Annotated in this window: 12 protein-coding genes and 1 other annotated feature; all 12 genes read left to right on the forward strand. The window is 34.1% G+C overall.

The features are described from left to right. The first annotated feature begins 5 nt into the window (after nucleotides 1–5). The 12 genes from ABEY15_RS22970 (at nucleotide 6) to ABEY15_RS23025 (ending at nucleotide 10,935) form a co-directional block, all read left to right on the forward strand. Nucleotides 6–518 (forward strand): cell division protein SepF, encoded by a 513-nt coding sequence (locus tag ABEY15_RS22970; protein ID WP_429892321.1) that lies wholly within the window; start codon nucleotides 6–8, stop codon nucleotides 516–518. A 4-nt stretch (nucleotides 519–522) separates the two neighbouring features. Then, the gene (locus ABEY15_RS22975; RefSeq protein WP_429892322.1) at nucleotides 523–783 is read left to right on the forward strand and encodes a YggT family protein; all 261 of its coding nucleotides are present in this window, start codon (nucleotides 523–525) and stop codon (nucleotides 781–783) included. A 68-nt stretch (nucleotides 784–851) separates the two neighbouring features. After that, nucleotides 852–1,625, forward strand: coding sequence for an RNA-binding protein (locus ABEY15_RS22980; protein ID WP_429892323.1), 774 nt, complete (start codon nucleotides 852–854; stop codon nucleotides 1,623–1,625). A gap of 89 nt (nucleotides 1,626–1,714) precedes the next feature. Further along, nucleotides 1,715–2,203 (forward strand): DivIVA domain-containing protein, encoded by a 489-nt coding sequence (locus ABEY15_RS22985; protein ID WP_088013026.1) that lies wholly within the window; start codon nucleotides 1,715–1,717, stop codon nucleotides 2,201–2,203. 55 nt (nucleotides 2,204–2,258) lie between these two features. Then, nucleotides 2,259–2,482: a binding site (T-box leader), on the forward strand. Between the two features lie 197 nt (nucleotides 2,483–2,679). Then, a complete protein-coding gene (ileS, locus tag ABEY15_RS22990; RefSeq protein WP_429892324.1) occupies nucleotides 2,680–5,436 on the forward strand; it encodes an isoleucine--tRNA ligase in 2,757 nt (918 codons plus the stop codon). A gap of 158 nt (nucleotides 5,437–5,594) precedes the next feature. Then, nucleotides 5,595–5,960, forward strand: a complete 366-nt coding sequence (locus ABEY15_RS22995; RefSeq protein ID WP_429892325.1) for a hypothetical protein — start codon at nucleotides 5,595–5,597, stop codon at nucleotides 5,958–5,960. Between the two features lie 115 nt (nucleotides 5,961–6,075). Beyond that, nucleotides 6,076–6,756 (forward strand): CAP domain-containing protein, encoded by a 681-nt coding sequence (locus ABEY15_RS23000; RefSeq protein WP_429892326.1) that lies wholly within the window; start codon nucleotides 6,076–6,078, stop codon nucleotides 6,754–6,756. Nucleotides 6,757–7,009: 253 nt separating this feature from the next. Next, entirely contained in the window at nucleotides 7,010–7,333 is a 324-nt protein-coding gene (locus tag ABEY15_RS23005) for a TraR/DksA family transcriptional regulator (protein ID WP_097975574.1), read from the forward strand. 71 nt (nucleotides 7,334–7,404) lie between these two features. Next, nucleotides 7,405–7,863, forward strand: coding sequence for a signal peptidase II (gene lspA, locus ABEY15_RS23010; protein ID WP_419471617.1), 459 nt, complete (start codon nucleotides 7,405–7,407; stop codon nucleotides 7,861–7,863). Then, a complete protein-coding gene (locus ABEY15_RS23015) occupies nucleotides 7,860–8,768 on the forward strand; it encodes an RluA family pseudouridine synthase (protein WP_429892327.1) in 909 nt (302 codons plus the stop codon). Before lspA ends, ABEY15_RS23015 begins: the two co-directional genes overlap by 4 nt. Before the next feature lie 186 nt (nucleotides 8,769–8,954). Further along, complete coding sequence (pyrR, locus tag ABEY15_RS23020) at nucleotides 8,955–9,497, forward strand: bifunctional pyr operon transcriptional regulator/uracil phosphoribosyltransferase PyrR (protein ID WP_056471028.1); 543 nt, start codon at nucleotides 8,955–8,957, stop codon at nucleotides 9,495–9,497. 139 nt (nucleotides 9,498–9,636) lie between these two features. Then, complete coding sequence (locus ABEY15_RS23025; protein ID WP_429892343.1) at nucleotides 9,637–10,935, forward strand: solute carrier family 23 protein; 1,299 nt, start codon at nucleotides 9,637–9,639, stop codon at nucleotides 10,933–10,935. The last annotated feature ends 55 nt before the right edge of the window (nucleotides 10,936–10,990 follow it).

Genomic DNA, 10,990 nt, shown 5'->3' on the forward strand with positions numbered 1-10,990 from the left:
AGAAGATGAGTATTATTGGGAAAGTAAGAAACTTTTTTGCAATGGAAGATGAGTATGAAGATGATTATGAATACGAAGAGCAACAACAACAGCAACAGCAACAGCAACAGCAACAAAAACAATATCAACAACAGCATCAACAACAACAATTTTCTAAACATGTGAATGAAGAAATTAACCATGAGAGAAATGCATCAAAGCAAAAATTAGTAAGTATACCAGGAGGAGCTTCTTTGTCGTCAAAAGTTGTATTAGCGCAGCCGCGTGAATATGCAGAAGCACAAGATGTTGCAGACCATTTAAAATCAAAAAAAGCAGTTGTGATCAATTTACAACAAATGCAAATCGATCAAGCTAAACGCTTTGTTGATTTCTTAAGTGGTACAGTTTATGCAATAAGTGGAGATATAAAAAAAATTGGTACAAATACGTTTATTTGTACACCTGATAATATTGATATTTCTGGAACAATTACAGATATGTTATTTGAGGAAGACAATTCCATTAAAAGGTGGTAATTAAATGGATATACTTTTTTATATTTTATACAAATTAATCCAATACTATAGATACGTCATCGTAATTCATATCATTTTATCTTGGTTCCCTCAAATAAGACAATCAGGCTTCGGTCGCTTAATTGGTAGGTTATCAGAACCATATTTAGAGCCGTTCCGTCGAATTGTTCCGTCAATCGGTATGTTTGATTTTTCACCAATTATTGCATTATTTGCTTTAGAATTTGCTGGATATGGAATAGCAAGTATTTCTCATTACTTTTAAAAAGAGAATCTAACAGGTTCTCTTTTTTAATTAATATTGATAGTTTGATGAAAAAGAGGATTGCATCAATGAGTATTTATGATCATTATCGAAAAGAAGAGCATGTTTTCGTAGACAAGGTTCTCAGTTGGAAGGAACAAGCAATTGAACGCTATTCTATTAAGTTGACAGATTTTCTAGATTTAAGAGAACAAATGATTATGCAATCAATTATCGGTAATCAAGGAGAGTGTTTTGTCGCTTTTTTTGGTGGTCGTGAGGATTGTGAACGAAAGCGTGCAATTATTTATCCGAGTTTTTATACACCAGTTGAAGATGATTATTCTTTGGTTGCATTTGACTTAGTTTATGCAACTAAATTTCACACTTTATCTCATCGGCAAGTATTGGGAACATTAATGTCTTTAGGAATCACAAGAGGGAAATTTGGTGATATTCTAATTAAAAATGATATGATCCAAGTTATTGTTGCTGATGAAATAGTAAGTTTTGTAGAAAGTAATTTAAATTCTGTAGGAAAATCGCCAATTAAATTAAAGAGAATTTCATTTAAAGAATTGATTGAATCAGATGATATTTGGCAAACTAATAATGGGACAGTATCATCACTAAGATTAGATGTCTTATTGAGTGAATTCTATAATATATCGAGACAAAAAGCTCAAAGCTTAATTAAAGCCGAACACGTTAAGGTAAATCAGCGAGTTATTGATTCTACTTCGTTTATATGTGAAGAAGGAGATTTATTCTCTATCAAAGGTTTTGGTAGAGGAATGTTAATGTCAATTGATGGCTTATCAAAAAAAGAAAAATGGCGGATAAACTACGGTGTTAAAAAATAGTCAGAAATTGTAGAAGGAAAAACGTAGAAACTGTCGAAAATTTATTATAACCTATAAATAAAGAACATACATACATGGAGGTGGCTTAATTGCCTTTAACACCACTTGATATTCATAATAAAGAATTTGGTAAAAGTTTTCGTGGCTATGACGAAGATGATGTTAACGAGTTTTTAGATCAAGTCATTAAAGATTATGAATTAGTTATTCGTGAGAAGAAACAATTAGAAGAACAAATTCTTGATATGAAAGAAAGATTAAAGCATTTTTCTACTATAGAAGAAACTTTAAATAAGTCAATTTTGATTGCGCAAGAAGCTGCTGAAGATGTAAAAGGTAGTGCCCAAAAAGAAGCTAAATTGATCATTAAAGAAGCAGAGAAAAATGCTGATCGTATTATCAATGAAGCTTTAATTAAATCTAGAAAAGTTACAATGGAATTTGAAGAGCTTAAGAAGCAATCGAAAGTTTTCCGAACTCGTTTAAGAATGGCTATTGAAACACAATTAGAAATGTTAGGTCACGAAGATTGGGATCATATTTTAGAAGATAAAGAAACAGAAGAAATCGCAAACTAGTCGTATAAGCCTTGACGATTTGTAAAGTTTTACATATAATTTATTAGATATTAATAGTAAATCGGTGACAGGGAAGAGTACTTCTATAAATCTAGGTAGCGAGTCAAGGATAGTGTAAGCTTGATATAGATAATAGAAGGAAAATCACCCTAGAGTGCTTTTCTGAAAATGAGTAAGAAAAGACGTTTCATTCACGTTACGAATGCTAAGTGGACAATGATTTAATGAAATTTATTGTCAATTAGGGTGGTACCACGGGAAACCTTTCTCGTCCCTTTTTTGGGATGAGGAAGGTTTTTTGCGTCTTATACGATTTATTATACATAATAGACAACTCCACTAATAAAAGGCTTGTAAGATGGATACAATGCGTTAATGTGGAATTTAAAAAATGTAAAGTAAGCTGGCATAGAGTAGCTGACTTGCCTAATACGGCTAGCTTTAGATCAATTAAGTTTAAAAATGGAGGAAAGCAAATGGAGTACAAAGATACGTTACTTATGCCAAAAACTGAATTTCCTATGAGAGGAAATTTACCTCAACGTGAGCCACAAATTCAAGAAGAGTGGAACAAAAAAGATATTTATGCAACTGTTCAAAAACATAACGAAGGAAAACCGTCATTTATATTACATGATGGACCACCTTATGCAAATGGTGACCTTCATATGGGACATGCACTTAATAAAGTATTAAAGGATTTCATTGTTCGTTTTTATAATATGAATGGATACCGTTCTCCTTACGTTCCAGGTTGGGATACTCACGGTTTACCAATTGAACAAGCATTAGCAAATAAAAAAGTAAATCGTAAAGAAATGTCAGTAGCAGAATTCCGTAAACTATGTGAAGAATATGCTTACGAGCAAGTAGACCGTCAAAAAGAACAATTTAAACGTTTAGGAATTTTAGGTGATTGGGACCGACCATATATCACACTTGAAAAAGAATATGAAGCTGAACAAATTAAAGTATTCGGTAAAATGGCTACTAAAGGTTTAATCTATAAAGGTCTTAAACCAGTATATTGGTCTCCATCAAGTGAATCTGCACTTGCAGAAGCAGAAATTGAATACCAAGATAAGCGTTCAGCATCAATCTATGTTGCATTTGCAGTTGAAAATGGGAAAGACGTTCTAAACGGTGGAGAGAAATTCATTATTTGGACGACAACTCCATGGACGATCCCGGCTAACTTAGCTGTATGTTTACATCCTGACTTAAGCTATGATGTAGTATCTGTAAATGGTGACAAGTTCGTAGTTGCTAGTGAGCTAAGAGAATCTGTCGCAAAAGAACTAGGTTGGGAAGATGCAGTAGTTGAAAAGACTTTTAATGGTTCTGAACTTGAAGGAATCATTTGTAAGCATCCATTGTATGATCGCCAGTCAGTCGTTATTTTAGGTGATCATGTAACAACTGACGCTGGAACAGGTTGTGTTCATACTGCACCAGGTCATGGTGAAGATGATTTCCGTGTAGGTCAACAATATGGTTTAGAAGTGCTTTGTCCAGTAGATGAAAAAGGTGTTCTAACAAAAGAAGCTCCTGGTTTTGAAGGTTTATTCTATGATGAAGCTAATAAAGAAATTACAAAAGCATTAGAAGAAAAAGGTGCTTTATTAAAATTACAATTTATCACACACTCTTATCCACATGACTGGAGAACGAAAAAACCAATTATATTCCGTGCAACTGCACAATGGTTTGCATCAATCGAAGCAATTCGTGAGCAATTAATGCAAGCTGTTCAAGATACTAACTGGTTCCCAGCTTGGGGTGAAACTCGACTATTTAACATGGTTCGTGATCGTGGAGATTGGTGTATCTCACGTCAACGTGTATGGGGAGTTCCAATCCCAGTATTTTATGCTGAAGACGGAGAAGCAATTATTACTGAGGAAACGATTGAACACGTTTCGAACTTATTTAAAGAACATGGTTCAAATATTTGGTTTGAAAAAGAAGCGAAAGAATTATTACCAGAAGGATTTACACATCCTGGTTCACCAAATGGTAACTTTACGAAAGAGAAAGATATCATGGATGTATGGTTTGATAGTGGTTCATCACATCAAGCAGTATTAAACACTCGTGAGGAATTATCATTCCCTGCTGATATTTACTTAGAAGGTTCTGACCAATACCGTGGTTGGTTTAACTCTTCATTAAGTACAAGCGTTGCTGTAACAGGTCAAGCTCCTTATAAAGCTGTAGTAAGTCATGGCTTCGTATTAGATGGTGAAGGCCGCAAGATGAGTAAATCAATCGGAAACATCGTTCTACCATCAAAAATTATGAATCAATATGGTTCAGATATTTTACGTCTATGGGTAGCTTCTGTAGATTATCAATCAGATGTTCGTATTTCTGACGCATTAATGAAACAAGTTGCTGAAGTATACCGTAAAATCCGTAATACGTTCCGTTTCTTACTAGGGAACTTAGATGGATTTAACGCAGAACAAGATGCTTTAAAATATGAAGAGCTACGTGAATTAGATCAATACATGCTAGTTAAATTAAACAATGTGGTTAAAACTGTTCGTGAATCATACGAGAAATATGAATTTGCAAATGTTTACCACACAATTCAAAACTTCTGTACAACAGAATTAAGTTCTTTCTATTTTGATTTATCAAAAGATGTTTTATATATCGAGCCAAAAACGAATAAAGATCGTTTAGCAATTCAAACAGTATTACATGAGTCATTACAAGCACTAACTCGTTTAGTAGCTCCAATTTTACCTCATACATCTGAAGAAGTTTGGTCACATATGGCAGGAACTACTGTTGATAGTATTTTCTTAACTGAAATGCCAGATGTTAAAGATTTCGGGGATACTCAAAGCTTAGAAGCTAAGTGGGAAAAATTCATGGATTTACGTGATGACGTATTAAAAGCACTTGAAGTTGCACGTAATGAAAAAGTTATCGGTAAATCGCTAACTGCAGCAGTGAAAATCTATCCTAATGCAGAAGTAGCAGAGCTATTAAATTCTATAAATGAAGACTTTAAACAATTATTAATTGTTTCTCAAGTAGAAATTGCTAGTAGCGATGAGCAAGCTCCTGAAACAGCGCAAAAATTTGATACATTAAGTATCGAAGTAACTCCTGCTACTGGTGAAACATGTGAACGTTGCTGGGTAGTTACTGAAGAAGTTGGTAAAGATGAAGCACACCCAACCCTTTGCTTACGTTGTGCAAGTGTTGTAAAAGATATGTAATTGAATGTGCAGCATTAAAATCAAGAGCCGAAAGATCAAACTTTCGGCTCTTTTAAATTTAGATTTGTTTTAACATTTTTCAAAAATTGTAAAAAAGTATGTATTGGTGTATTTTATGTTTACAGTACTAAAAATAAGATATAAGAGGTTAATACATAATGAATCATGAAAATAATCCAAATTGGGATAAATTAACTGATTTAATGAAGAAGAGAGTAGATTTAAGGGAAAAAGGATATAGTTACCAAGAAATAGCTGACTTAGAACAGAAAAGTCGTTCAAGTATACAACAAAGTATCAAGCGCTCATATTACCTGTTAGGAATAAAGGAACCAAATATTAAAGGTATCCTCAAAAAAGAAATTGATCAGTCCGTTCATATTGAAGGAATTAGAAATGAAATCCTTGAAGAAATGAAAAAACAAGGAATTAGAGAATTTGTAAAAGAGTTCATTAAAAGAGATGATGTAAGAGAAATTCTTAAAGAAGAATATAGAAAAGAATTCGAAGATGAAAAAGGATGATCGTTAGGTAAAATCTTCCTTTTTTTATTTTTTATTGTATGTATGTATGTGTTGATGTAACATTGTTCTTGTAAGCGATAACAACAACTAAAATCAAACATTGGGGGAATACAATTTGAATAAAAACATCAAAAAAGTAACTCAAACTGTTCTAGGAATTGCGATCGCAGCGCCAATGATTTTTGGATTAGGATCATATGCAGGAGCAACTTCAGGTGCAGTAACTGCTACTAAAGTAGCTGTAAAAGACAAAGCCAGCTATCGTGCTAAAACAGTTGGATATCTAGCTAAAAATCAAAAAATTAACTATTCAGGTTACAATAGTACGTTTGTAAAAGTTAACTATAAAGGTAAGACAAGATTTATTCTGAAAAAATACGTAAAATATGTACCATCAACAAATCCAGCAACACCAGCAAATCCAACTACAACACCGTCTAACCCGACTATACCAGCAAGCTCAAATGATTCGATTCATCAACAAATTTTAGACTTAGTAAATATCGAGCGTGGTAAAGGCGGATTAAAGCCATTAACACTATCTAGCTATCTGGACGGAACGGCTCAAGCATGGTCACAAACAATGAGTAATGCGAACAATATGTATCATTCAACATTAAGCTTTAATGGTGGATACAAGGGTGAAAACATCGCACATGGTCAAACAACTGCAAATGAAGTAATGACTGATTGGATGAATTCACCAGGCCATCGAGCGAACATCATGAGCCTTAATTTTAAACAACTTGGAGTAGGTAAAGTCGGAACTTATTGGACGCAACAATTCACAGACTAATAATACTACTCAATCATTAATTGAAATTTTTGAAAGATATAAGGAAAACCCGCAAAAGGACATGGAGCCTAAGCGGGTTTTCTTTTTTTAGTTTAAATAAAAAATCTTTCTTTAAGAGCAATTATTACTTTATATCACAATTATGAATGGAAATATCTTTAGCCATTTCCTTTAAAGGAAAAAGTTTCACCTATTATGGACTTCAGTTTGAGGGAAAAGTATTTTTACATAAAAAAAATTGGGAGTGAAGAAGATGAGGAGCAATGAAATTTTCTATATTAAACAAGAGCTCGAACTAATTAAAAATGAATTGCTACATCGTTTATTTTCTGAACCAATAAGTTCTACTGATATTGAGCAGCATCATTCAATTTTCGAGGAGACCAATAAACATCATATTCTCGTTGAAGACATGCAAAATGATTTATATGATATTGAGATTGCCTTGCAAAAAATTGACCATGGATTATTTGGTTATTGTGAAGTAACTGGGCAAGCTATTCCAATTGAAAAGTTAAAAGTGCTTCCAACAGGACGAACGTTGGAGGATTTTAGTTTTGTAAGAAATCATTACTAATACTATTCATTGTATAAACGTTTCCCCTATGCTAAAATTTGATGAGATATCTAATAAGGTAGGGGATAAATTTGGCATATATTATTGCGTTAATTGTCATTTTAATTGATCAGCTGACAAAACTTGCTGTATTAAAGAAGATGTATTTAGGAGAAAATATTGAGATTATTAAAAATATTTTTTACATAACATCACATCGCAATCAAGGAGCGGCTTGGGGAATGCTCCAAGGTAAAATGGGCTTCTTCTATTTAATTACTTTAGTCTTTGTGGTAGCAGTGATTTACTTTATTCAAAAGCACGCAAAAGGAGATCGATTCCTTGGTTTATCTTTAGGATTAGTTTTAGGTGGTGCAATAGGTAATTTTATTGATCGATTCTTCCGTAAAGAAGTAGTTGATTTTATTCACGTTTATATTTTTAATTATGATTTCCCAGTGTTTAATATCGCCGATTCAGCACTTTGTGTAGGTGTTATTTTATTATTTATTATTACTTTATTGGAAGATAAAAGAGGAGTTAAGAAATGACAGTTTTTGCTTTTACAGTTCAAGAGGATCAACATTTAGAAAGAATCGATACGTTTATTGCAACTCAAAATGATGAGTGGTCAAGGTCACAAGTACAAACATGGTTAAAAGACGATTTTGTATTAGTGAACGGTGAAAAAATTAAACGTAATTATAAAGTAAAACAGGGCGATGAAATATCAGTTTCAGTACCTGATCCAAAGCCATTAGAAGTAATAGCAGAGAATATTCCACTGGATGTTTATTATGAGGATGCGGATGTTATTGTCGTAAATAAACCACGTGGAATGGTAGTTCATCCTGCATTAGGTCATGAAACGGGTACTTTAGTGAATGCATTAATGTATCATTGTAAAGATTTATCTGGCATAAATGGTATATTAAGACCTGGTATTGTACATCGAATCGATAAGGATACTTCAGGTTTATTAATGGTTGCAAAAAATGATGTAGCTCATGAAAAGCTTGCAGAGCAATTACGTCAAAAAACCACTGTACGTAAGTATATTGCGATTGTACATGGGGTAATTCCGCATGAAGAAGGCACAATCGATGCGCCAATCGGACGAGATAAAAGTGATCGTCAAAGTATGACGGTTACTGAAGATAATAGTAAAGAAGCAGTGACTCATTTTAGAGTATTAGAGCGATTTGATGAGTTTACTTTAGTTGAATGTCAGCTTGAAACAGGCCGTACACACCAAATCCGTGTTCATATGAAATACATAGGATATCCGTTAGCTGGTGATCCTAAATATGGACCACGTAAAACATTAGATATAGATGGTCAAGCACTACATGCAGCTGTTTTAGGATTTAATCATCCAAGAACAAATGAGTATATTGAGTTTTCAGCACCTGTACCAGAAGTACTAGAAAATATTATTGAACAATTACGCAGATAACTGTTGACAATGATTGTAACATAGGTCATAATGAGGACAGTTGAATGAACCTTTAACACAACCCCGTGAGGTTGAGAAGGAAGCGGAAAAAAGAAAAGGGATAATTGTATCCTTTTGCGCTACCCTCTTGTCCATCGGGCAAGAGGGTTTTTTGCTTCTACACTATAAAAGTAGGAGGTAAGGTAAATGACTGAAAAAGCAATCATCTTAGACGAACTAGCGATCAGACGTGGTTTAACAAGAATTGCACATGAAATGTTAGAAAATAACAAAGGTATTGAAAATGTTGTTTTGGTTGGTATTAAAACAAGAGGTGTTTATCTAGCAAAACGAATTGCTGAAAGAATTAAACAGATTGAAGGTAAAGACGTAATCATGGGTGATTTAGATATTACTCTTTATCGAGATGATTTATCGACAAAGACAGAAAACAAAGAACCATTAGTGAAGGGTTCAAATGTTCCAGTAGACTTAACAAACAAAAAAGTAATTTTAGTTGATGATGTGCTTTACACAGGTAGAACAGTTCGTGCCGCAATGGACGCTGTTATGGACTTAGGTAGACCGGCACAAATACAATTAGCAGTTTTAGTAGATCGAGGACATCGTGAACTTCCAGTAAGAGCAGACTATGTTGGGAAAAATATTCCAACTTCGAGTAATGAAAAAGTAGTCGTAGCATTAAAGGAAACAGATGACCACGATAAAGTAAGTATATTTGAAAAATAGAAGTCCCTTTTAAAATTGGTCCAGAGAGGCTAACAAAGGGTCTAGTTAGTTGCTGCCTTATTTGAAGCAACGCACTTGGACTCTTTGTGTACAAATCACAAAGAGTTTTTTTATTGGGAAAATTGGAGGAAACAACATGATAAAACAAAAACCTGTCCTAGAGATAAATGAAAAACCGAATATAGGTCAATGGATTTTCCTAAGTTTACAACACTTATTCGCAATGTTTGGATCGACAGTATTAGCACCAATCTTAATCGGCATAAATCCTTCAATCGCACTCATTTCAAGTGGGATTGGAACAATCGTGTTCGTACTAATTACAAGAGGTAAAGTACCATCTTACCTAGGATCATCATTCGCCTTCATCGCTCCGATGATCTACGCGAAAACAAATTTAGAACCTGGTGCAGCGTTCGTAGGGGTTTTCATCACAGGTATTATTTATGCAGTAATCGCACTAATCATTAACAAAGTTGGCGTAAAATGGTTATTCAGAGTATTACCACCAATCGTAGTGGGGCCGGTAATTATCGTAATCGGATTAAGCTTATCAACAGTAGCGGTTGGAATGGCAATGAATGGTGCAGATGGCAAATACAATTCAACATCAATCACAATCGCATTAATAACACTAGCAATCACAATCATAACAGCATTATTTACAAGAGGTTTCTTATCAGTCATACCAATCTTAGTAGGAATTATCGGTGGATACATTACTTCAATCTTCTTTGGAGTAGTAAATTTTACGGAAATTAAAAAAGCAGATTTGATAGCAGTTCCTGATTTCTCAGTCCCATTTGTTCACTACACACCACATGTCACTTTCCAGCTACTAATCATCTTTGTACCTGTTGCAATCGTGACAATCTCTGAACATATTGGACACCAAGTTGTACTAGGAAGTGTCGTAGAGAAAGATTTAATAAAAGATCCTGGATTAGATAAATCATTATTCGGAGATGCAGTTTCAACAATGATAGCAGGCTTAATTGGAGGACCTACAACAACAACATACGGTGAAAACATTGGAGTTCTAGCAATCACAAGAGCTTACAGCGTATACGTATTCATAGGTGCTGCAATCTTGGCCATGTCATTTGGATTCAGCGGAAAAATCTCAGCGGTGATTAGTTCAATCCCGACACCTGTAATGGGTGGTATCTCAATCCTACTATTCGGAATCATCGCATCAAGCGGATTACGAGTACTAGTAGAAAACAAAACTGATTTTGCTAAACAACGTAACTTAGTTATCGCTTCAGTCATCCTAGTACTAGGAATTGGTGGAGCAGCAATACACATTGGGAATCAATTCGCATTAGAAGGAATGGCTTTATCAGCTTTAATTGGAGTTGTACTAAATTTAGTCCTACCAGAAAACATCGGTGGCGATCGTACAATTGAAAATAAGGATAAGAGCTTAACTTCATAATTGACTTTTAAATGGGGCATTCTTACAGTGATAAGACTCCAAAAATAAAACAGAT

Origin of the sequence: Gottfriedia acidiceleris (assembly GCF_050457485.1) — a bacterium.
GTDB classification, from domain to species: Bacteria; Bacillota; Bacilli; order Bacillales; family Bacillaceae_G; genus Gottfriedia; species Gottfriedia acidiceleris_D.

Bases quoted from the DNA above. Each gene is read 5' to 3' on its own strand.
- ABEY15_RS22975 (WP_429892322.1), top strand. From the start codon at position 523: ATGGATATACTTTTTTATATTTTATACAAATTAATCCAATACTATAGA.
- ABEY15_RS23005 (WP_097975574.1), top strand. From the start codon at position 7,010: ATGAGGAGCAATGAAATTTTCTATATTAAACAAGAGCTCGAACTAATT.
- pyrR (WP_056471028.1), top strand. From the start codon at position 8,955: ATGACTGAAAAAGCAATCATCTTAGACGAACTAGCGATCAGACGTGGT.
- ileS (WP_429892324.1), top strand. From the start codon at position 2,680: ATGGAGTACAAAGATACGTTACTTATGCCAAAAACTGAATTTCCTATG.
- ABEY15_RS22970 (WP_429892321.1), top strand. From the start codon at position 6: ATGAGTATTATTGGGAAAGTAAGAAACTTTTTTGCAATGGAAGATGAG.
- ABEY15_RS23015 (WP_429892327.1), top strand. From the start codon at position 7,860: ATGACAGTTTTTGCTTTTACAGTTCAAGAGGATCAACATTTAGAAAGA.
- ABEY15_RS22995 (WP_429892325.1), top strand. From the start codon at position 5,595: ATGAATCATGAAAATAATCCAAATTGGGATAAATTAACTGATTTAATG.
- ABEY15_RS22980 (WP_429892323.1), top strand. From the start codon at position 852: ATGAGTATTTATGATCATTATCGAAAAGAAGAGCATGTTTTCGTAGAC.